The 22,344-nt window shown below is 70.6% G+C and carries 15 protein-coding genes and 5 tRNA genes; 11 read left to right on the top strand and 9 right to left on the bottom strand.

Annotation, left to right across the window (positions count from 1 at the left end):
* Window positions 1–198: 198 nt before the first annotated feature.
* The 5 genes from DSY14_RS17905 to DSY14_RS17885 all read left to right on the top strand — a co-directional run bounded on the left by DSY14_RS17905 (window position 199) and on the right by DSY14_RS17885 (window position 10,964).
* A complete protein-coding gene (locus DSY14_RS17905) occupies window positions 199–5,352 on the top strand; it encodes an SDR family NAD(P)-dependent oxidoreductase (RefSeq protein ID WP_211717728.1) in 5,154 nt (1,717 codons plus the stop codon).
* Window position 5,353: 1 nt separating this feature from the next.
* Window positions 5,354–7,762, top strand: coding sequence for an ACP S-malonyltransferase (gene fabD / locus DSY14_RS17900; RefSeq protein ID WP_211717727.1), 2,409 nt, complete (start codon window positions 5,354–5,356; stop codon window positions 7,760–7,762).
* On the top strand, window positions 7,759–8,760 hold the full coding sequence (locus DSY14_RS17895) for an NADP-dependent oxidoreductase (protein ID WP_211717726.1): 1,002 nt from the start codon (window positions 7,759–7,761) through the stop codon (window positions 8,758–8,760). The genes fabD and DSY14_RS17895 overlap by 4 nt, the downstream gene beginning before the upstream one ends.
* Window positions 8,761–8,837: 77 nt before the next feature.
* Window positions 8,838–9,656 (top strand): cyclopropane-fatty-acyl-phospholipid synthase family protein, encoded by an 819-nt coding sequence (locus DSY14_RS17890; RefSeq protein WP_211717725.1) that lies wholly within the window; start codon window positions 8,838–8,840, stop codon window positions 9,654–9,656.
* Between the two features lie 93 nt (window positions 9,657–9,749).
* Complete coding sequence (locus tag DSY14_RS17885; RefSeq protein ID WP_211717724.1) at window positions 9,750–10,964, top strand: cytochrome P450; 1,215 nt, start codon at window positions 9,750–9,752, stop codon at window positions 10,962–10,964.
* A gap of 222 nt (window positions 10,965–11,186) precedes the next feature.
* Here DSY14_RS17885 and DSY14_RS17880 read toward each other — a convergent pair whose 3' ends face one another.
* The gene (locus DSY14_RS17880) at window positions 11,187–11,654 is read right to left on the bottom strand and encodes a MarR family winged helix-turn-helix transcriptional regulator (RefSeq protein WP_211717723.1); all 468 of its coding nucleotides are present in this window, start codon (window positions 11,652–11,654) and stop codon (window positions 11,187–11,189) included.
* A 315-nt stretch (window positions 11,655–11,969) separates the two neighbouring features.
* The gene (locus DSY14_RS17875) at window positions 11,970–12,929 is read right to left on the bottom strand and encodes a DUF5996 family protein (RefSeq protein ID WP_211717722.1); all 960 of its coding nucleotides are present in this window, start codon (window positions 12,927–12,929) and stop codon (window positions 11,970–11,972) included.
* A gap of 551 nt (window positions 12,930–13,480) precedes the next feature.
* Here DSY14_RS17875 and DSY14_RS17870 point away from each other — a divergent pair.
* From DSY14_RS17870 to DSY14_RS17860, 3 genes are all read left to right on the top strand, one after another.
* On the top strand, window positions 13,481–14,137 hold the full coding sequence (locus tag DSY14_RS17870; protein ID WP_211717721.1) for a hydrolase: 657 nt from the start codon (window positions 13,481–13,483) through the stop codon (window positions 14,135–14,137).
* A 128-nt stretch (window positions 14,138–14,265) separates the two neighbouring features.
* Window positions 14,266–14,574, top strand: coding sequence for a GNAT family N-acetyltransferase (locus DSY14_RS17865; RefSeq protein ID WP_211717720.1), 309 nt, complete (start codon window positions 14,266–14,268; stop codon window positions 14,572–14,574).
* A gap of 389 nt (window positions 14,575–14,963) precedes the next feature.
* Window positions 14,964–15,635: a hemerythrin domain-containing protein gene (locus tag DSY14_RS17860; protein WP_211717719.1), complete on the top strand. Its 672-nt coding sequence runs from the start codon at window positions 14,964–14,966 to the stop codon at window positions 15,633–15,635.
* A 255-nt stretch (window positions 15,636–15,890) separates the two neighbouring features.
* Here DSY14_RS17860 and DSY14_RS17855 read toward each other — a convergent pair.
* The 5 genes from DSY14_RS17855 to DSY14_RS17835 all read right to left on the bottom strand — a co-directional run bounded on the left by DSY14_RS17855 (window position 15,891) and on the right by DSY14_RS17835 (window position 16,918).
* Window positions 15,891–15,964, bottom strand: a tRNA-Val gene (locus DSY14_RS17855).
* 22 nt (window positions 15,965–15,986) lie between these two features.
* Window positions 15,987–16,061 (bottom strand) — tRNA-Cys (locus DSY14_RS17850).
* Window positions 16,062–16,110: 49 nt separating this feature from the next.
* Window positions 16,111–16,183: transfer RNA gene (locus tag DSY14_RS17845), tRNA-Gly, on the bottom strand.
* A 72-nt stretch (window positions 16,184–16,255) separates the two neighbouring features.
* Window positions 16,256–16,328, bottom strand: a tRNA-Gly gene (locus DSY14_RS17840).
* 158 nt (window positions 16,329–16,486) lie between these two features.
* On the bottom strand, window positions 16,487–16,918 hold the full coding sequence (locus DSY14_RS17835) for a roadblock/LC7 domain-containing protein (RefSeq protein WP_211717718.1): 432 nt from the start codon (window positions 16,916–16,918) through the stop codon (window positions 16,487–16,489).
* Between the two features lie 382 nt (window positions 16,919–17,300).
* On the opposite strand from DSY14_RS17835, the gene DSY14_RS17830 reads away from it, so the two are divergent.
* Window positions 17,301–18,143 (top strand): aminotransferase class IV, encoded by an 843-nt coding sequence (locus DSY14_RS17830; protein WP_211717717.1) that lies wholly within the window; start codon window positions 17,301–17,303, stop codon window positions 18,141–18,143.
* A 160-nt stretch (window positions 18,144–18,303) separates the two neighbouring features.
* Here DSY14_RS17830 and DSY14_RS17825 read toward each other — a convergent pair whose 3' ends face one another.
* Window positions 18,304–18,726: an SsgA family sporulation/cell division regulator gene (locus DSY14_RS17825; RefSeq protein ID WP_211717716.1), complete on the bottom strand. Its 423-nt coding sequence runs from the start codon at window positions 18,724–18,726 to the stop codon at window positions 18,304–18,306.
* Between the two features lie 482 nt (window positions 18,727–19,208).
* Here DSY14_RS17825 and DSY14_RS17820 point away from each other — a divergent pair.
* A tRNA-Val gene (locus DSY14_RS17820) sits at window positions 19,209–19,282 on the top strand.
* 138 nt (window positions 19,283–19,420) lie between these two features.
* Here DSY14_RS17820 and DSY14_RS17815 read toward each other — a convergent pair.
* Complete coding sequence (locus tag DSY14_RS17815) at window positions 19,421–19,723, bottom strand: PGPGW domain-containing protein (protein ID WP_211717715.1); 303 nt, start codon at window positions 19,721–19,723, stop codon at window positions 19,421–19,423.
* Between the two features lie 552 nt (window positions 19,724–20,275).
* On the opposite strand from DSY14_RS17815, the gene thrS reads away from it, so the two are divergent.
* Window positions 20,276–22,249, top strand: coding sequence for a threonine--tRNA ligase (gene thrS / locus DSY14_RS17810; RefSeq protein ID WP_211717714.1), 1,974 nt, complete (start codon window positions 20,276–20,278; stop codon window positions 22,247–22,249).
* The last annotated feature ends 95 nt before the right edge of the window (window positions 22,250–22,344 follow it).

Raw genomic sequence — 22,344 nt, 5'->3', positions numbered from 1 at the left:
GCCCCGACGCCTGTGCCGGAGCCGGTCCCCGCGCCGGTCCCCGCCCCCACACCCGTGCCGGAGCCGGTCCCCGCGCCGATCCCCGTACAGGAGCCCGACGAGGCCGTGTCGGTGCGCGCGCGTCCGCTCGCGGAAGCCGTGCCACGCTCCGAGGACCGCGCACCGGTAACGCGCCGGGCCCCGTCCTCCACGGAGGCGGTGGCCATCATCGGGATGAGCGGTCGCTTCGCGCAGGCCGACGACCTCGACGCGTTCTGGGACCTCCTCAGTGAGGGGCGCGACGGCATCGGCGTGGTCCCGGCGGACCGTTGGGACTGGCGTGAGTTGATGGGCGACCCGCTGCGCGAGCCCGGCCGCACCGACGTGAAGTGGGGCGGGTTCGCGCAGGGCATCGCCGACTTCGACCCCGGGTTCTTCGGTATCGCTCCGAAGGACGCCGTGCACATGGACCCCCAGCAGCGCCTGCTCATGCTCTACACCTGGAAGGCCCTGGAGGACGCCGGTTATGCCGCCGACGCGCTCGCCGGGTCCGACCTGGGACTGTTCGTCGGTACCGGCAACACGGGCTACGGCCTGATCAGTGAGCGTGGTGGGGGCGGTGACGCGGTCACCCCGACCAGCGGAGTGCCCTCGGCCGGACCGAACCGGATGAGCTACTTCCTCGACGTGCACGGCCCGAGCGAGCCGGTGGAGACCGCCTGTTCCAGCTCACTGGTCGCGATGGACCGCGCCGTCGCGGCCCTGGAACGCGGCGAGTGCGCCATGGCCGTGGCCGGCGGTGTCAACACGATCGTCGTGCCGGACGGGCACGTGAGCTTCAGCCGTTCCGGGATGCTCAGCAAGGACGGTCGCTGCAAGACCTTCTCCGCCTCGGCCGACGGTTACGGTCGCGGCGAGGGCGTCGGGATGCTGGTGCTCAAGCCGCTGTCCATGGCCGAGCGTGACGGTGACCACGTGCACGGCCTCATCCGTTCGACCGCGAAGAACCACGGCGGGCGCGCGAGTTCGCTCACCGCGCCCAACCCCCAGGCGCAGACCGCGGTCCTGCACAAGGCGTACTCGGCCGCGGGCATCGACCCCCGCACGGTCGGCTACGTCGAGGCGCACGGCACCGGCACCAGACTCGGCGACCCGATCGAGATCACCGGGCTCAAAGAGGCGTTCCGGCGGCTGGCCGAGGACCACGGTGCGCCCGCCTCCGCCGGAGACGTCGCGCTCGGCTCCGTGAAGACCAACATCGGGCATCTGGAGTTGGCCGCGGGCGTGGCCGGTGTGATCAAGGTGCTGTTGCAGATGAAGCACCGCACCCTGGCGCCGAGCCTGCACGCCGACGAACTCAACCCCTACATCGACTTCTCGGGCAGCCCGTTCCGTCTGGTCCGTGAGCGCCAGGAATGGACGGCGCCGCGGGACGCGGACGGCCGCGAGCTGCCGCGGCGCGCGGGGGTGAGCTCGTTCGGTTTCGGCGGGGTGAACGCCCACGTCGTGCTGGAGGAGTACGTCGCGCCCGCGGACCCGCCACCGCCCGCCGACGGTCCGGTGGCGGTGGTCCTGTCCGCGACCGACGAGCACCTGTTGCGCGCCCGCGCACGTCAGCTCGTGGAGTGGATCGGGGCCGGTCACGAGGCCGAGCTCGCGGATGTGGCCTACACCCTGCAGGTCGGTCGGGTGGCGATGCCACAGAGGTTGGCGTTCCTGGCCGAGTCCCTGCCCGAGGTGCGGCGCAAGCTCGACGCCTACCTGGCCGGCGACCGCACCGTCGGTGTCCACACCGGACACGCCGAGCGCGATCCGGTGTGGGCGGAACTGGTCGGCGACGACGACGTCTCGGCCGCGCTGGACTCGTGGATCGCCAAGGGCAAGCTCGGGCGGCTGCTGAAGCTGTGGGTGAGCGGCTTCGACTTCGCGTGGGAACGTCTGCACACCGAACGCAGGCGACGCGTGCCGCTGCCCGTGTACGGGTTCGACCTGAAGCGGTACTGGATCGGGGACGCCGACCGCGGGTCGGCGACGAAGACCGCCCCGCGTCCCTCCCACGACACCGATGCCCCGTCGCGCACACTGCACGCCACCGACGCGCTTCTCGACGACCATCGGGTCGCCGGTGCGCCGACGCTGCCGGGCGCGGCCCACCTCGAATACGCGCGGGCCGCGCTGGGCGCCGAGTCCGGCGTGGTGCTCCGGGACGTGACCTGGCTGAGGACACTGGAGGTCGCCGACGCGGTCGAGCTGACGGTGGAGGTGCGGGACGGCGCGTTCCGCGCCCGCGTCGGCGACGTCGTGTACGCCGAGGGACGGGCGCGCACGGACACGATCCCCGGCCACGTGCGCGATCTCGACGCCGAACGGGGGGAGTGCACGGCCCACCTGGACGAGGCGGAGGTCTACGCGCGGTTCGATCGCATGGGCATGTCCTACGGACCGGCGTTCCGGGCCATCGAGGAGTTGCACCACGGGCCCGGTGTCGCGCTGGGCCGGTTGCGGCTGCCGGAGGCCGCCCCCGACGGCTCGGTCCTGAACCCGGCCCTCGTGGACGGCGCGCTGCAGACGACGCTCGGCCTCGCGCTCGCCGAGACCGGCGGTGTCTCGGACGAGGCCGCGCTCCCGTTCGTGGTGCGCGAGGTACGGGTGCTCGGGGCGACCCCGACGGCCGGGTGGGCGGTGGCCCGTCCCTCGGCGGACGACCGGCCGGGATCCGGGGTACGGCGCTACGACATCGACGTGTGCGACGACGACGGCACGGTCCGGCTGCGACTGCTGGGGTTCAGCGCCCGAGTCAAGCCGCGCACAGCCGCACGGGAAACGGCGATGCTGGCCGAACCGACCTGGGTGGACGCACCGACCGACACGTCGGTCACCGGGGACCCGACCCGGGTCGTGCTCTGTGAACTGCCCACCGTCGATGCCGACGCGCTCGGCTCCCTCCTCGGAGACTGTACGAGCTGGCCGGGCGAAGGCGGGATCGAGGCGCGGTACACGGCCCTCGCCGAACGCCTCCTGGACCTCCTGCGGGAGAACCTCGGCACGTCGGCCGTCCTCCAGGTCGTGGTCCCCGACGACGCGCCGTGGCTGGCCGGGCTCTCGGGCATGCTCCGGACCGCGAGTGCGGAGAACCCGCGTCTGACCGCCCAGCTCATCCGTATCGACGACGCACCCGCACCGACGGTGCTGGCGGAGCGCCTGCGTCACGACGCCGGCCACCCGGAGCAGGACGTCCGCTACCGGTCCGGGCGTCGCCAGGTCTCCCGCTGGAGCCTGATCCCGGACACCGAGACCGAGATGCCGTGGCGTGACGGCGGCGTCTACCTCATCACCGGAGGAGCGGGTGGACTCGGCGCCCTGTTCGCCACCGACATCGCCACCCGGGTCCAGGACCCGGTCCTGGTGCTCTGCGGGCGCAGCGCCGCCGGGCCGCACCACGAAGAACTGCTCACCACGTTGCGTGCGGCGGGGGCCAAGGTCGACTACCGGGAACTCGACGTGACCGACCGCGCCGCCACGGACCGCGTGGTCGGCGAGATCGAGGCCGCCCACGGGTCCCTCAACGGTGTGGTGCACACCGCCGGGGTCCTGCGCGACGGCCTCCTGGCCGCCAAGACGGCCGAGGACCTGCGGGCGGTCCTCGCGGCCAAGGTCGCCGGTGTGCGCCATCTGGACGAGGCCACCGCCGACAGCGCACTCGACTGCTTCATCGCCTTCTCGTCGACGGCCGCCTTCGGCAACGCCGGCCAGGCCGACTACGCGGCCGCGAACGGCTTCGTCGACGGCTACGCCCGGTACCGACGAGACCTCGCGCGCACGGGCGAACGCCACGGCCGGACCCTCGCGGTGAACTGGCCGCTCTGGGAGGCCGGCGGCATGAGCGGTACCGAGGCGACGGTGTCCCTGCTGGCGTCGGTCGGGATGAGGCCGATGCGCGCGTCGGTGGGCATCGACGCCCTCGACCGGGCCTGGGCGACGGGTCTGCCCCAGGTCATCGCGCTCGACGGCGAGCACGCGCGGATGCGGGAGAACCTCGGTCTCCTCGCGCCGCGGGAGAACGGGCCCCAGGACGGGGTCGAGCCCCCACAGGACCGGATCACCGAGACCGAGCCGGACCGAGGGGAACGGGGCGCCGTGCCGTCCGCCGCCGGGCGTCCGAACGACGCCGACACTGCCGGCGTGGTCACCGGCCTCCTCGCCGAACTCCTGGAGATCGAGCCGACGGAGCTGGCGCCCGACGTCCCGCTGCGCGAGTACGGATTCGACTCCATCTTCCTGATGCAGTTCCTCACCCGGGCCCAGACGCACATCGACGCCGGACTCAGCCTGGAGGTGCTCGTCGAGTGCGACACCCTCGACGAGGTCATCGCGGCGATCGTCCGCGCCGCCGAGGGACCCGAGGAGGAGCGGGAGACCGCACCGGCCGATCCGAACGACTTCCCCGAACTCATCCGGATGAACGGTGAGACCGAGGGGCGTCCGGTCTTCTGGGTGCACCACGGGAACGGTGGTGTGGAGTCCTACGCGCCGATCGCGGCCCGCGCCGGACGCCCGTTCTTCGGTATTCAGCCGAAGGGGTGGATGGACGGCACCGAGATCCTCACCGGTCAGGTCCCCATGGCGCGCTTCTACGCCGAACTGATCACCAAGGTGCAGCCGGAGGGCCCCTACGACATCGGTGGCTTCTCCCTCGGCGGGCTGTTCGCCTACGAGGTCGTGCGCCAGTTGCAGTTGCGCGGCGCCGAGGTGGGCACCCTGGTCATGCTGGACACGCTGGACGCCGCGTCCACGAACAAGGCCAACGACCTCATCGTCGGCGGCGCGTTCGACGACGAGACGGTGACCAAGGTGAGCGCCTTCCGGGCGGTCAACCTGATCCTGGGCAACGACGACTTCGAGTACAGCGGCGCGTCCCCCATCCTGCACCGCGACGACGTGGACACCGACCAGGACAGCAAGGCGTTCCTCGACGCGCTCATCGCCCAGGCCCTGGAACGGGGCGTCCAGAAGACCGAGAAGCAGCTGCGCACGCGCGTGCGTCAGTTGGCCCGGTACCTGGAGGCCACCCAGGGGGAGCGTTACGAGACACGTCCCCTGCCCGACGCCGACGGTCCACGCTGTTACTACCTGCGCAACGCGGGCCTGGAGTTCTTCGGGCCGTTCCGTGAGCACATGGTCCTGTTCCCGAACGAGGATCTCCCACCGGTCGACGGGACCGACTACGGCCTCGGCTGGGCCGAGTGGTTCACCGAATTCGAGGTCATCGACGTGCCCACGACCACCCACTCCGAGGTGATGACCGAGCCGGCGGCGCTCGACACGTTGCTGGAGCTGTGCGACCGGATCTACGCGTCCGAGGAGGTGCGTTGACATGCGAGCAGTGGTCTTCCCCGGACAGGGCGCCCAACGGCGTGGCATGGGGCACGAGCTGTTCGACGCCTACCCACAGGTCGTCGACGAGGCCTCCACGGTGCTCGGCTACTCGATCCGCGACCTGTGCCTGGAGGACCCGGACCGGCGTCTCGGCCGGACCGAGTTCACCCAGCCCGCGCTGTACGTGGTCGGGGCGTTGGCGCACCGTCGTCGACAGGAGGAACACCCGGCCGCCGACTACTACGCCGGACACAGTCTCGGAGAGTACTGCGCACTCCACGCCGCGGGGGCGTTCGACTTCGTGACCGGGCTACGCCTGGTCCGGCGACGCGGGGAGCTCATGGCACGGGCGCGCGGCGGCGGCATGGTCGCGGTCCTCGGACTCGACCCGCGACGCCTGCGGGACCTTCTGGACACCGACGGTTTCGACGAGCTGACGGTGGCCAACGACAACGCGCCCGCCCAACAGGTGGTCTCCGGCCCGGTCGAGACGATCGACCGGCTGGTCCCGCACCTGGAGTCCCGCGGGATCAGATCAGCCCGCCTGAACGTCTCCGGCGCGTTCCACTCGCCACTGATGGGGCCCGCCGCACAGGAGTTCGCCGGGTTCGTGGACGAACTCGCCCTCGGCGACCCCGCCGTGCCCGTCATCGCCAACGCGACGGCGCTCCCGTACGTGCCGGGCGAGACGGCGCGGCTGCTCACCGAGCAGATCGTGCGGCCGGTGCGCTGGGTCGAGAGCGTTCGGTACCTGCTGGACGCCGGCGTGGACGATGTCGTCGAGCTCGGGGGCACGACCGTCGGCCGGCTCGTCGCGCAGGTCCGCGAGGCCCCGCGCGAGGAATCGACGAACGATCGCGGCCTCGACGGGCCGGCGGCCCCGGCCACGCCGACACCCGAGGCCTCGCCCTCGGTCGCCCCGCCATCGAGCACGACCGATACCGGTCGTGCGGTCGATCTCGCGCGGCCGTCACCGACCCCGGAGCCGGAACCGCTGCCGGGGGACGGCGTCGGAGCCGCCGACACCCGAGACCTCCCGGACACCGTCGTCCTGGGCAGTGCGGACTTCCGTCACCGCCACGGACTCGACCACGCGTACGTGGCCGGCGGCATGTACCGCGGTATCGCCTCACCGGAGATGGTGATCAGGCTCGGACGCCGTGGGCTCCTCGGGTTCCTCGGTACCGGGGCCTGCCCGCCGGAGGAGGTCGAGCGCGCCATCGACCGGGTACGACGCGGTCTGCCCCACGGCGAACCCCACGGCGTCAACCTTCTCGCCGACCACGACGATCCCGACGCCGAGCGCGACCTGGTGGAGCGGCTGCTGCGCCGGGGCGTGCGCACGGTGGAGGCCTCCGCCTTCACCCGCGTCACACCCGCCCTGGTCCGCTTCAGGGCCTCGGGGCTGCGTCGCGGTCCGGACGGCGCACCCGTCTGCGAGCACCGCGTCATCGCGAAGGTCTCGCGTCCGGAGATCGCCGCGCAGTTCCTCGCCCCGGCACCCGAGCGGCTCCTCGACCGGCTCCGCGCCGAGGGGGCGATCACCGCCGAACAGGCCGAACTGGCCCGTCACGTCCCGGTGGCCCACGACCTCACCGCCGAGGCCGACTCGGGCGGGCACACCGACGGCGGCATCGCCCTCATCCTCCTGCCCACCATGCTCCGGCTACGGGATGAGGCGATGCTCCGCCACGGCTACGTCGAGCCCATCTGCGTCGGGCTCGGTGGTGGGCTCGGCGAGCCCCGTGCCGTGGCCACAGCGTTCCTGCTCGGAGCCGACTACGTGCTCACCGGATCGATCAACCAGTGCACGGTCGAGGCCGCGACCAGCGCGTCCGTCAAGGACATGCTCCAGGACATCGGCGTCGACGACACCGGATACGCGCCCGCCGGGGATATGTTCGAGATGGGTGCGCGGGTGCAGGTCCTGAGCAAGGGCGTCTTCTTCCCGACCCGGGCGAACCGACTCTTCTCTCTGTACAGCAACCACGAGTCCTGGGAGGAGATCCCCGACAAGACGCGTGCGCTGCTGGAACGCACGTACTTCCACCGCACCTTCGAGGAGGTGTGGTCGCAGGTCCGCGACCACCTGCGCGCCACCGGACGCGCGGAGCGCGTCCCCGAACTGGAGGCGCGGCCCAGGCTCAAGATGGCCCAGGTCTTCCGGTGGTACTTCCACTACAGCACCACGCTCGCCATGAGCGGTGACGAGACCGACAGGGTCAACCGGCAGGTGCACACCGGTCCCGCGCTCGGTGCCTTCAACGACTGGGTGCGTGGGACCGACCTGGAGTCCTGGCGGAACCGGCACGTCGACGACGTCGCGCTCCGTCTGCTCGCCGCCGCCGCCGACCACATCGGCCCCGCCCTCCGTCGATGCACGGCCCCCGCGGGAGCCGCCCGATGACCAAGGGAACCGAGGTCCACCTCGTCTCCAGGCCCGAGGGTCGGGTGCGCGCCGGCGACTTCGCCGTCGTCCGGGCCGAGACCCCCGAGCCCGCGCCGGGTCAGGTCCTCGTGCGCAACCTCGTGATGAGTCTGGACCCGTACATGCGCGGCCGTATGGACAACGTGCGGACCTACGTACCGCCGTTCCCCCTCGGGGCGCCCCTCCAGGGTGCGGCCGTGGGAGAGGTCGTGGCCTCCCGCTCGGCCCGCCTGGAGGAGGGCGAGCTCGTGCTGCACGACGCGGGTTGGCGTGAGTGGGCGGTGCTCGACGCGGTCGGGGCGGCCCCCGTCTCCCGGGAGTTCCCGCCCTCGGCCTACCTCGGACCCCTCGGCATGCCGGGTCACGCCGCCCACGTCGGACTCCTGGAGGTCGCCGAGTTCCGACCCGGCGACGTCGTGTTCGTCTCCGCGGCCGCCGGCGCGGTGGGCTCCCTGGTGGGGCAGATCGCGCGCCTGAGCGGGGCGGCCAAGGTCATCGGTTCGGCCGGCACCCCGGAGAAGGTCCGTCACCTGACCGACGACCTCGGTTTCGACCGGGCCTTCGACTACAAGGACGGGCCGCTCTGGCGGCAGCTCGTGCAGGCCGCCCCGGACGGGATCGACGTCTACTTCGACAACGTCGGTGGGGACCACCTCGACGCGGCGCTGCTGCTCGCCCGGCCGGGGGCCAGGTTCGCGCTCTGCGGGGCCCTCTCCCAGTACGACGGAGCCGAGGCGACCGGTCCCAAGAACCTCGTTCAGGCCATCGGCAAGGGCATCACCCTGCGCGGATTCCTCGTCGATCACCACCGGTCGAGCAAGGCCCGGTTCCGTGAGGACATGGGCGGCTGGTTGGCCGACGGCCAGATCACCTGGCGCGCGACCACCACCGAGGGGTTGGAGAACGCCCCGGCCGCCTTCCTGGCCATGCTCCGGGGCGGCAACACCGGAAAGACCATCGTGCGTATCGGCGCATGAGTCCACCCCGTGTGGTCCTTCGCGCGACCTCCCGTCGCGCACCGACCACCGACATCACAACAATCAGGAAGGACCCCATGAGCACGCTGAACACCGTTCCCGCACCCGACGAGGTCGGCCGGCTCTACGACCGGCTCACCGCGATGGACACCGAGGGTCAGGGCGGCAGCCTGCACCTCGGTTACTGGGACCTCGGCGCCCTCGACGTGCCGTTGGTCGAGGCGGCGGACCGGCTCACCGACATGATGGCCGAGCGGTTGCGCCTGTCGCCCGGACAGCGCGTGCTCGACGTCGGCTGCGGGCTGGGTCAGCCCGCGGCCCGGATCGCCGCCGCCGAGGACGTGCACGTCACCGGCGTCTCCATCAGCCGGGAGCAGGTCAAGCGCGCCACCGAGCTCGCCGAGAAGGCCGACTTCGCGAGCCGGCTGGAGTTCCAGCACGGCGACGCGATGCGGCTGCCCTTCGCGGACGCGTCCTTCGACGCGGTCGTCGCCATCGAGTCCATCTTCCACATGCCCGACCGCGAGCAGGTGCTCGCCGAGATCGCACGTGTCCTCAAGCCCGGTGGGCGGATCACGCTGACCGACTTCTTCGCCCGCGGCCCCATCCCGGACGACCAGAAGGAGGCCGTCGAGCGCTGCCTGCGCGACTTCATCATGACGCTGGCCGACGTGGACGACTACCTGCCGATGCTGCGCCGTGCCGGGCTGCGCGTGGTCGAACTCTGGGACATCAGCGAGCACAGCGTGGGCCCGACCTTCGCTCAGATGGCCTCGGTGGACAACCACCAGCTCGACCCGGTCTTCGACGCGGAGGAGAAGAAGTTCACCCCGGCCGACCTGGTCGACGTGGACGAGTTCGGCTCGCTCCTGCTGACGGCGCAGAAGCCCGGCTGATCCGCGCCCGCCCACCGAGACCCCCGCGCCACCGGCCGGGGCGGACCCGCCCCGGCCGGTCCGGCCCCTCCCCACTCTTGTCAGGAGCACCGCATGACCGAAGACACCACCGACGAGTGGGACACCACGGACGGCACACCCCCGCCGTTCCCGATCCCGCGTACCTGCCCGTACAGCCTCCCGCCCGAGTACCGCGGGCTCCGCGAGCAGCGGCCGGTGTTCCGTGCGACGCTGCCGAGCGGGCACGAAGTCTGGATCGTCACCCGCCACGAGGACGTCCGTGCCGCGCTTCTCGATCCCCGGCTGAGTTCGGACCGCGGTGACCCGAACTTCCCGGAGATGATCGCCACCGCCAAGAGCGATCGCGACTCCACGCTCTCGCTCGCGGGCATGGACGCGCCCCGTCACACGCGGATGCGCAAGGCGGTGGCCGGAGAGTTCAACCCACGGCGTATGGAGGCCCTGCGTCCACGCGTGCAGCAGATCGTCGACGACTGCCTGGACTCCATGCTCGCCGGCCCCCGTCCGGCGGATCTGGTCAAGGCGTTGTCGTTCCCGGTGCCCTCGCTCGTGATCTGCGAGCTTCTCGGCGTCTCCTACACCGACCACGAGTTCTTCGAGGAACGCACGGCGCGGATGCTCAACGTGACCCGACCGCCGCTGGAACGTCAGGAGGCCTTCTTCGACCTGCAGTCCTACCTGGACTCGCTGGTGACGGAGAAGGAGAAGTCGCCGGGCGACGACGTGCTGAGCCGTCAGGTGACCGGGGACCGGGTGTACGACCACGCCGAGCTCGTCGACCTGGCGTTCCTCTTGCTCACGGCGGGGCACGACACCACCGGCAACATGATCTCCCTCGGGGCGATGGCACTGGCCGAGGACGCCGACCTGCGCGAGCGGGTCGCGTCCGGGCAGACGTTGGCCGTGGTCGACGAGCTGTTGCGGTACTTCAGCATCACCGACCTCATCACCGGCCGTATGGCCAAGGAGGACACGGAGATCGGTGGTCAGGTCATCCGCGCGGGTGAGGGCGTGTACGCGCTCGGCGGCGCGGCCAACCACGACCCCGAGGTGTACGAGCGGCCGGACGAGATCGACGTGGACCGTGGCGCTCGGGGGCACATCGCCTTCGGTCTCGGCGCGCACCACTGCCTCGGGTACGGCCTCGCCCGCATGGAACTGGAGGTCGTGTACGAGACCCTCGTGCGCCGTGTCCCCGGCCTGACCCTGACTGAGAAGGTCGAGGACCTCCCGTTGAAGAACGACCTCGCCATCTTCGGTCTGCACGCGTTGCCGGTGACCTGGTGATCCGGCGCCCCGGCCGATGAGCGGTGCGGCCCCCGGGGCCGTGGGGGCGCTCCGGCCGGCCGGGGCAGCCCGGTCCCGGGTCCACCGGGGTGGGGTGACGTGCGCACGCGGGCATCACGCATCTCGCGCCGCGCCGCGCACCGTCCTCGACGCGTCGAGGACGGGGAGTGGTGCGTCACGGGTCCGGGGTCCGCCCCGCGGGGCGGACCCCGTGTCACCCGTTCAGTCCGACTGCTTCTCCATGTGGTCCGAGACACGCTGGGCGAGTCGGCCGAAGGTGCTGAGCTGGTTCGGGGTCAGGGCGTCGACGAACAGGCGGCGAACGTGTTCGACGTGCAGGGGCGCGGCCTCCTCGATCGCCGCGTAGCCGGCCGGCGTGGCGACGATGAAGGCTCCCCGAGCGTCGTCGGGGCATTCCTCCCTGGCCAGGAGCCCCCGCCTCGTCATCCGACTGACCTGGTGGGACATGCGGCTCTTCTCCCAGTTCACGCGCCTGGCCAGCTCCAGGAAGCGCATTTTCCCGTCGCTCCGCTCGGTGAGGTTGACGAGAACGATGAAGTCGGAGGCGGACATGCCGGAGTCGGCCTGGACGAGACGGGACAGACGCCCGATGAGCGTCTCCTGCATACGGATGAAGCTGTCCCACGCGGCCTTCTCATCCGCGTTCAGCCAGCGTGGCGTCTCGTTCATGGGCGCATCCTAACGACAACGTCGGCACCTCCTCCACCCGCGTCGCGGTGACGGAGGAGCCACTCCGGGCCCGTCGACGTCCTTCGTGCCCCGGCCGCCGTGGTCCGGGCTTCGCTCCGGCGCCCCGGCCGGAGGACCCCGGTGACCTCGCCGCCGGTCCACCGGGGCGCCGGTCTCCGGTGACCGTGGACGGCGTCGCCGCTCCGCGGGCGGTCCCGCGGAGCGACGGGCGTGGTCGTTCATTGGAGCGGTGCCGGACCGGACCTTCCGGCAGTGCGCACGGGGCCTGTCGAGGAGGCCCGCGGCGCGATCCGGTCAGGCGGTGCCCTCGCTCCGGTCCGCGGGGGAACCGTGCCACCGGAGGGGGTCGTCCTCCAACGCGGCGCGGTCCCAGTGTCCGAGGTTCGCGGCGGCCTCGTAGGTGGTGCGGAGGAACTCGGCGACCGCGCGGTCGGGGTCGGGTGCGGCGCGCGCGACCTCATAGGGCAGCAGGAACTGCTGGAACTCGGTGCTGAAGTACGCGCCCTCGGGGGCGACCGGCTGCTCGGCGAACCCGTCGGGTCCGGGGTAGGCGTAGGAGTAGAAGGCGCCCTCCTCGCCACCGCCGGGCCAGAACCCGCAGCTGGACAGCTCCCGGGAGTAGCCCTCGACCATGACCCAGTCGCCGCAGTTGGGCGCTCCGCCCGGGTGGGGCGGGGCCGACCGCCCGGAGAAGCGGGTACAGGCCAGGTCCATGGCCCCCCAGAAGAAGTGCACCGGACTGACCTTGCCGACGAAGTGGGATCGGAAGTCGCCCATCACCCGGTCCGCCTGCAGCAGCTGACGCCAGAAGAGGGTGGCCGCCTCGCCGTCGTAGGAGGCGTGCTCGTGGTCCTCGGCGAAGGGGATCGCCGGCTCGACCTCGTTGGGGAGCGGCCGGATCGGTGCCTCGATCCCGAGTTGGCCGAGCATGTCCAGGAGACGGGCGTAGAACTCCGCGACCGACATCGGCTTCAGCGGGAGGCTTCGGACGCCGCCGTCGCTGCTGCGGACCTCGAGCCGGTGACCGACGAAGTCGAACTCGATCTCGAAAGCCCCGCTGCGGTAGGGGATGGCCGACGTCGTCAACCCGCGTGAGCTGACGTAGAGGGTCACCTGCCACCAGTGGTTGACCAGGGGGGCGTGGGCCATGCGGATCTTGCCCACGATCTGGGTCCACATGTGCAGGGTGTCCCGGGTGGGGGTCCAGTCCGAGACCCGCAGGCTCGGCCAGTGCATCGCCGACGGGGTGGTCATCGGTGCTCACTTCCTTCGATGTGCCGTCGGAGGACGGCGGTGGTGGTGTTCCTGTCCTGAGCACGGGCGCCTCGTGCCCGTATCGCTCCCGCGACGGAGCGGATCACGGTTCCGTCGGTACCCTCCGCACCGGTCTCGTCGAACAAGGGCGCCCGCATGCGTGTCGCCTCGCGCGCTCCGTGAGGGTGCGGCTCTCGCATGCCGTCGACGCATCGCACCGATAGTAGATGATAAGTCAACTTTCTGGGCGCGGTTCGGCCTTGGTGGTCCGTCGTGGGGCCCGTGTCCTGGTCTTGTTGACACGTCATCCATTGGTGTTAGTTTGGATGATGTATCAACTACAAGGCGCGGGGAGTTCCGCCACCGACGCGGAGCTCCGCCACGCGGGTGGAGGGCGCGCCGGTCGGCGACGCCACCACGGCGGTGGCGCGTGCGGTCGCCGGACCCGCGGGGGCTCCGGTGGCCGGCGCGAGCGGCCGTGGTGCCCGTGCGGTGATCGACCACGCCGCGGCCGACCCCCCGGATCACGAGAACGTCGAGAGGGACCCCCTTTGAGCACCAAGCCCGAGAACGGACTGCAGGCACTGCTGACGCCGGAGGAGAGCGTCGTCGTTCTGATCGACCACCAGCCCTTCCAGTTCGCCAACCTGAACAGCCACGAGCCGTCGATGATCGTCAACAACGTCGTCGGTCTGGCCAAGGCCGCCGAGGTGTTCGACGTTCCGACCATTCTGACGACGGTGCTGGAGGAGCGCGGCGGCCACGTCATCCAGGGACTCCAGGACGTGTTCCCGGAGCAGACGCCGATCGACCGCACGTTCATCAACACCTGGCAGGACGAGCGTGTCGTCGACGCCGTCAGGGCGACCGGCCGCAGGAAGCTGATCATCGCCGGTCTCTGGACGGAGATCTGTGTGGCCATGCCGGCGATCCAGGCGGCGGGTGAGGGCTACGAGGTCTTCGTCGTCACCGACGCGTCGGGCGGTGTCTCGGTGGAGGCCCACGACATGGCCGTGCGCCGCATGGTCGGGGCCGGTGTCGTGCCGATCACCTGGCTGGCCGTGGCGGGGGAGTGGCAGCGCGACTGGGCCCGTGAGGAGACCGTGCCGGGGATGATCGAGGTCCAGGCGCAGCACGGCGGCGCCACCGGTGTCGCCTTCGCCTGGGAGACGCAGCTGCTGGCCGGCCGCACGGGGGCCGGTTCCTGACACGACCGGGGACCGAACACAGGGCCCCGCGGACGACCGCACCACCGGTGCGCCGTGCGCGAGCGTCGATGCCTCCCATGAAGCGGGTGGAGGCCGCCGCGGGGCCGATCGATCGAGGAGGAGGACACATGGCGGTCGAAGTGGGCGACGTGCCCGAGGCCAAGCGCTACGAGGCCCGCGTCGACGGAGCGTCGGAGGTCGCGGGCGTCGCGGACTACATCCGTACGACGGAACTCGTCGCGTTCGTGCACACCGAGGTGGCGTCGGGTCACGAGGGCAGGGGGGTCGGGTCCGCCCTGGTCCGCACCGCCCTGGACGAGGCGCGGTCGGCGGACCTGCGGGTGCTGGCGATCTGCCCGTTCTTCGCGGGCTGGATCACCCGTCATCCCGAGTATCGGGACCTGCTGTACCAGTCGCGGAGCAGCGTCAGCGACTGAACGGTCGGACGCGACGGTGAGGGGGGCGGTAGGCCGCAGTGGTGCGGCGCCGCCCCTCGGGCGTGCTCGGGCGCCGGCAGGGGCGAGCGCGGATGTCGGCGGCGCCCACGGTGGCGCGCACGCGGCCGCGCGATCCCCCCGCCCGGCGGGCCGAGGCCGTCGACTCCGGTCCCGACACCCCCGTCAGGTCCTAGGGTGGCGGTCGACCCTCCGCGCCGCGCACCGAGGGGCACCACCGCAACAGGCCCTACCCCGTTCCCCGGCACCGCTTCCGCCCGGGTCGGTGGCCGTGTTCGGGGAGGTGACCCCGTGGCCGGTCCGCACCGCGCGGTGCCGTCGAGGGCGCGGAGCGGTCGGACCCCATCACGACCACGTAGGGACGAACCGACATGACGGACCAGACGACGACGCCGGCCGATAGCCGGGACATGTACGTCGTGCACAACATGCTCCGGCGGGCCTTCGGTGAGCTGCCCGCCCTCGTCCTCGGTGTGGCGGACGGAGCGGAACGCGCCCGTGGGGTCGCCGACCACACCCGCCTGCTCGTGGCGATCCTGAGCACGCACCACGAGGCCGAGGACACGGTCCTGTGGCCCCTGTTGATGGAGCGTTGCCCGGACGCCCTCACACCGTTGGTCGTCTCCATGGAGCGGCAGCACGCACACCTGCACTCCCTCCTCGACTCCCTGACGGAGCGGGCGCAGAGGTACGGCGAGACCGGGGGAGCCGCCGAACGCGAGGACCTCGCCCGTGCGGCCGAGGAACTCCTGGTCCCTCTGGACGCCCACCTGAGCGCCGAGGAGCGGGACGTCCTGCCGCTGATCGACCGCTACTGCACCCACGCGGAATGGGCCTCGGTCGGTGAACACGGTCTTCCCCGGCTGTCACCGGACCAGGTGCCGCTGGTGTTCGGCATGATGTTCCGGGTCGCCACCGAGGAACAGCATGCCCTGCTTGCCGAGAACATCCCGCAGGAGGTCTTCTCCTCGATGGTCGAGGTGGCTCCAGGCGCGCTGCGGGCCTACGAACACGCCCTGTACGGCGGCGGTGACTCCGACTGATCCCCCACGGTGGACGCCCCGGGCCCCGGGGCCTCCACCGTGCACGGTGTTCCGTGGGATCCCGCGACGGGTCGGCGCGCCGAGCGCGCGTGGGGGCGAGAGCCCCGGACGGGCCCGGCGTCCTGGTCACGGACCACGGACGCGAGCGCGGCGTCCGGAAGGGGCGCCTCGGTGACGGTCTCGGCGAGGCCCGCCGGGGGAGGGGCCGGGAAAACACGAAGGGCCGGATCCGAAGATCCGGCCCTTCCTCGTGCGTGGGCGATACAGGACTCGAACCTGTGACCCCTACCGTGTCGAGGTAGTGCTCTAACCAACTGAGCTAATCGCCCTCATCGGGGGATGAGGTTCGCATGGAGCCGGAGACGGGAATCGAACCCGTGTGCAGGGATTTGCAGTCCCTTGCCTCAACCACTCGGCCACTCCGGCCTGCTTGGGCACGGGGGAGCCGAGCGGCACCCATGCGTGCCCTACTCCGAGCGGACGACGGGATTCGAACCCGCGACCCTCACCTTGGCAAGGTGATGCTCTACCAGCTGAGCCACGTCCGCGTGTGGTCCGGAACCGGGGTTCCGAGCCCGATCGACCGATGCCGCCCTAGGGCGACCCGATCGGATCGTTCGAGCGGACGACGGGATTCGAACCCGCGACCCTCACCTTGGCAAGGTGATGCTCTACCAGCTGAGCCACGTCCGCGCGGCGAGTGTGGTCCGCGACCGCTCCGGGGCTTCCCGGCGCCGCGTCCCTCGCTGCGTTAAGAACTCTAGCGGATGTTCGGGCAAGTACGAAATCGGCTTTCCCGGAGGTCGCGCCCTGCCGAGGCAGGCCGCCGGGGCCCGCCGCGGCGGCAGAACCTACTTCTCCACGTGCGCGGGAGAGGAGGGCATGTCCGGTCGAGGGGGTGCCGAGAGGTACTGTCCGACCCGCTCGATCACCTTGTTCATCTCGTAGGCGATCAGGCCCACGTCGCTGTCGGCGTCCGCCATCAGCGCCATGCAGGCACCCTCGCCCGCGGCGGCGACGAACAGGAAGGCGCGGTCCATCTCGATGATGCTCTGTCGGATGTCGCCGGCGGAGAACTGCTTGCTGGCCCCTCCCGCGAGACTGTGCAGGCCGGAGGCGATGGCCGAGAGGTGTTCGGCGGCGGGGCGGTCGAGATCGCTGGAGGTCGCCATGAGGAGCCCGTCGGTGGACAGGACGATGGCGTGCTGTGTGCCCGAGGCGCGGGTCAGGAGGTCGTCCAACAGCCAGCTGAGTTCGCCGCGGGCGGTGCTCGGTGGGGTCATGTCTCTCTTCGCTGTGTCGGTGCGGGTCGTGCGTGGAGCACGCGCTCTGCGGGGGCGCGGTGCGGGCGGAGGTGCGGGGGCGTCGTCCTCCGGTCCCGCATAAGCGTTGCCCAGATGATAGTCATTCGTAACTTATCTGTCCGGTCGCAGTTCTCACTCCGGGGTGGTGCACCGCTCTTCCGTACCGCCGTGACCAGTACCTACGGGGAGCGGAAAGTCCCTGATTCCGGGCCGTACGGCCGGTCCCGGTCAGGACTCTTGCCAACGGGCGCCGACGACGGGTAGTGCGGCGAGGGGGAACCCCGGGAGCGCGCGCACACCGGGGTGGCAGTATGCGAGGAGGACACCGGCCCGGTCCGGGCCTTGGAGAGTGGGGGTAGCGATGAGGGTGTGGATCGCCGGCGCCGGCTACGGCCGCGGCGCGGTGCTGGAGGAGAAGGACGCCCGGATCCCGGTGGCGGACCACGGCATCACCGTCGGGGACGGGGTGTTCGAGACCGTGCGGGCCCGGGGCGGTCGGCCGTTCGCGCTCACCCGTCACCTGAGGCGACTGGCCCGCTCCGCGGCCGGACTCGGTATGGACGAACCCGACCTGGAGCTCATCGCTGACGGGGTCGCCCGTGCGATCGAGGCCAACCCCCACTTGACCGACGCCCGCGTGCGCGTCACCGTCACCGACGGCGCCGGACCGCTGGGCTCGGACCGGGGGACGGGGGAACAGACCGCCATCGTGGCCCTGGGGCCGTTCCCGGGGATCGCCCCGCACACCGGAGTGGCGCTGGCGCCGTGGCCGCGCAACGAGTTCGGCGCCTTGGCCGGTCTCAAGACGACCTCCTACGCCGACAACGTGCGCGCCCTGGCCCACGCCCGCGAGCGGGGTGCCTCCGAGGCGATCTTCCGCAACATCTCCGGGAACCTGTGCGAGGGCACCGGGAGCAACGTCTTCGTGGTGCTCGACGGGCGCCTGGTCACCCCGCCACTGTCGGCCGGTCCGCTCGCCGGCATCACCCGGGAGCTCGTCCTGGAGTGGTTCGGCGGTGAAGAGGAGGACGTCGCGATGGAGCGACTGCCCGAGATCTCCGAGGCGTTCCTGACCTCCACGGGTCGGGACGTGCAGCCGATCCTCACCATCGACGACCGCACCGTGTCGGCGGAGCCGGGCCCGGTCACCACCAAGGCCCGGGCGGTGTTCGCCGAGCGCGCGGCGGCCGACCTCGACCCGTGACGACGGGGGGACGCCACCCCGTGGCCTCGGTGTGACGACGTGAGGGGAGGGGGCGGCGCCCAGGCGCCGTCCCCTCCCCTCGTTCTCTTCCGTCTCGGTCGTCACGGTGGTGTCCGGATCTCACGCCGCCCCACGGGGGTACCGGGCACCGACCGCCGACTCAGGAGTGGAGGTGCTGCTGGATCTCCTCGTCGAGGTCGACGAAGCTGCCCTCCTGTCCGGCGGGCACGATCTCGTAGGTGCGGTGCAGGAACTCGGCGAGGGGTGACACCTGGGTGTCGAACTCGGCCTGGCCGAAGGGTGAGGAGAGCGCGATGCTCACCGTGCGCTCTCCCTCGTCGTCCTTAGAGGGCCACACGCGCACGTCGCCCTCGCCGACCGGGCGCACGATGCCCACGGTGAGGAGTTCGCGGGCGAAGATCCACTCGACCGGGGTGTCCTCGCCGGTGTGGAAGGCCACGCGGATCGCGTAGGGGTCGTCAGCGCTGTAGTCGAGTCGCGCGACCAAGGGAACCGCGGTGCGTTCCGGGACCACGAGTCGCAGGCCCAGCTCGGCGGTGGCAGTGGTGTCGCTACTGTTCATGTTCGCCAAACCTTTTCTCGTCCGGCCCAGGCGTTCCTGGGGCGCCGGCCGGTTGCCGTCTCACTCGCTCCAACGCGGTGGTCCGCGGATCATGACGTGAGTACGGAGACTTTTCTTGGTCGGTGGGACCGGAGATCTCGCTGCCCGCCCAGCGGGTCCAGCGCGCCGCGGGGCGGCACCACGATCCTTCGTCACTGTAATGACCAGGGGAAACCAAAGATTTCCCCATGATGAGTGGCCCGCGTCACGCGAAGGTCAATTCGCGGTCGTCCTGGGAGGGTCCACGAAGTCGGGAACTCCTACTCAATACGGGGATCGCGGCCGAAGACGGCCCCTTGTGGGGGAACGCGAACGGCGTAATGTGACCTCGATCACACACCCATGCGTCCGCTGGGCGGACTCGGGTGCGCACAGCACCCCCGAACATGCGCTAAAGTTTTTCTTGTCAGGCCGACGAGGCCGGACGGGGCAGCAGCCCGCGAGGGCGATTAGCTCAGTTGGCTAGAGCGCATCGTTCACACCGATGAGGTCACTGGTTCGAGTCCAGTATCGCCCACAACATCGAAGAGCCGGATCCGTATCGCACGGATCCGGCTCTTCTTTTTGGGTTTTGGTCCGCTCAAGCCCGAGCAACGTGGGTCTTTGCCACCGAAGCGTGGTTTCGGTGTCGGTCGACACCGGGAAAGATCCCCGCCTATTCCTCGGCCGCGGGGCGGCGTGCGGCCCTGCGTGCGGCCCGACGCTCCCGCAAGCGCCTCAGGTAGTCGTCCTTGAGCCGCATCGCCCAGCGCTCTGCGCGTACCGCCCAGACCTTCGCCGGATGCAGTAACCGCCGGGCCCAGCGGAACTCGGTGCTGAGGATGAGCAGTCCCAGGAGGATCGAGGCGATCCCGGGGCCCGGGACCACCAACATGACGATCCCGGCGAGGGCCACGACCGTTCCCACCGTCCCCACCAGGAGTCGCCAGGGCAGGTGCAGGACAGGGTGAGTGTGCATGTGCCGTCGGAAGAGGCGCAGCCGCACCCGAAGCCGTCGCCACCGGCGTAGGCGGGCTCGGTGACCGGGGGATGTCTCCGGGGCCGGAGGTCCGTCGGAAGGACTCGGTGACATGCGCTCACAGTATTCGGTCGATGCTTCTGATGGCATTCGGGTCATACACGGGGCGAGGTCGGGCGTCTGCCGATTCTCACCGATCTCGGGTGGCGGATCAATGGTCGGGCGCCGAACCTGAGAAAAACCAGGGGAAAGACGACGTTTCATGACAGATCAGCCCCTCAGAGGGGCGATCCGCTTCCCCTGCGGGGCCATGCGGGGTCGGTGGGACCACGGCCGAATCCACCGACCGAATCGCGAGGGTTCGTCCTGGAATCGGCGTCCGATCGTGTCTCCCGAGCGGTGCGGCGTCCCGCGCGCACGCCCTCACCCGGCCCTGTGGACCACGCGGCGACCCCACCCCGAAGCCGATAGCATCGATGGCGAAACACCAGGCCGCCGACATCGGCGGCCGCCGTGTGTACCCACGACATCGACGTATCCCTAGGAGTCACCGTGTCCGCCGCGTCTGAGCTGCACATCACCCTCGCCGGAACCCCGCGTGCGGTGGCGGCCACGACCACCGCGGGGCAGGCGCTGGAGGCGGACGGTCGGACCGTGATCGCCGCTCTGGTCAACGGCGAACCCCGCGACCTGACCTGGGAGCTCGCCGAGGGCGACACCGTCGAGCCGATCGCGATCGACTCCGAGGAGGGGCGGGCCATCCTGCGCCACTCCACCGCGCACGTCCTCGCCCAGGCCGTCCAGGAGCTCTTCCCCGAGGCCAAGCTGGGCATCGGCCCGCCCGTCGAGAACGGTTTCTACTACGACTTCGACGTCGCCGAGCCCTTCACCCCCGCCGATCTCAAGAGCATCGAGAAGAAGATGCAGCAGATCATCAAGCAGGGGCAGCGTTTCGACCGCCGGGTCGTCTCCGACGACGAGGCCCGCGCCGAACTCGCCACCGAGCCCTACAAACTGGAACTGATCGGTCTCAAGGGCGGTGCCGCCGAGGCCGCCGAGGGCGCCTCCGCGGAGGTCGGTGCCGGTGAGCTCACCATCTACGACAACATCCACCCGCGCACCGGCGAACTGTGCTGGAAGGACCTGTGCCGCGGCCCGCACGTGGCCACCACCAAGGTCGTCCCGGCGTTCAAGCTGATGCGCACCGCCGCCGCCTACTGGCGCGGCAAGGAGACCAACCCGCAGCTGCAGCGCGTCTATGGGACCGCCTGGGAGGACAAGGACGCCCTCAAGGCGTACTTGACCTTCCTGGAGGAAGCCGAGAAGCGCGACCACCGCAAGCTCGGCTCCGAACTCGACCTGTTCTCCATCCCGGACGAGATCGGTTCCGGTCTGGCGGTCTTCCACCCCCGCGGCGGCATCATCCGCCGGGTCATGGAGGACTACTCGCGCAAGCGCCACGAGGAGAGCGGCTACGAGTTCGTCTACTCCCCGCACGCCACCAAGAGCACCCTGTTCGAGAAGTCGGGGCACCTGGACTGGTACGCGGACGGTATGTACCCCCCCATGCAGCTCGACGGCGGTCAGGACTACTACCTGAAGCCGATGAACTGCCCGATGCACAACCTCATCTTCGACGCGCGCGGGCGTTCCTACCGTGAGCTGCCGCTGCGTCTGTTCGAGTTCGGCACCGTCTACCGGTACGAGAAGTCCGGTGTGGTGCACGGTCTGACCCGCGCCCGCGGCTTCACCCAGGACGACGCGCACATCTACTGCACCAAGGAGCAGATGGCGGGCGAGCTCGACTCGCTGCTCACCTTCGTGCTGGACCTGCTGCGCGACTACGGTCTCGACGACTTCTACCTGGAGCTGTCCACCAAGGACCCGGAGAAGTACATCGGCGAGGACGAGGTCTGGGAGGAGGCCACCGGCATCCTGCGCGAGGCCGCCGAGAAGCAGGGCCTGGAACTGGTCATGGACCCGGGCGGCGCGGCCTTCTACGGCCCGAAGATCTCGGTGCAGGCCAAGGACGCCATCGGCCGTACCTGGCAGATGTCCACGATCCAGGTCGACTTCAACCTGCCCGAGCGCTTCGACCTGGAGTACACCGCGGCCGACGGCACCCGACAGCGGCCGGTGATGATCCACCGCGCCCTGTTCGGCTCCATCGAACGGTTCTTCGCGGTGCTGCTGGAGCACTACGCGGGCGCGTTCCCGGCGTGGTTGGCCCCCGTCCAGGTGGTGGGCATCCCCATCGCCGACGAGCACGTGCCCTACTTGCAGGAGGTGCAGGCCAAGCTGCGGGCGGAGGGGATCCGCGCCGAGGTGGACGCCGGCGACGACCGGATGCAGAAGAAGATCCGCAACGCCCAGAAGCAGAAGGTGCCCTTCATGCTGCTCGCCGGTGACGAGGACATCAGCAAGGGCGCGGTGTCCTTCCGCTACCGGGACGGCACCCAGAACAACGGGGTGCCGGTCGACGAGGCGGTCGCCGAGATCATCGCGACGGTCCGGGAACGCCGCTAGATCGTTGATGGGGAAATGTGTGCCCTGGTCAGTGGTCGTAAGCGATCAACGACCGTTTGACCGGGGCACCGATCAGCCAGTTGTGCCAGATCGCC

The organism is Nocardiopsis sp. MG754419, from assembly GCF_018207095.1.
GTDB lineage: Bacteria > Actinomycetota > Actinomycetes > Streptosporangiales > Streptosporangiaceae > Nocardiopsis.
The sequence above is the reverse complement of the archived record's forward strand: the minus strand, read 5'-3'. Positions and strand labels throughout refer to the sequence as shown.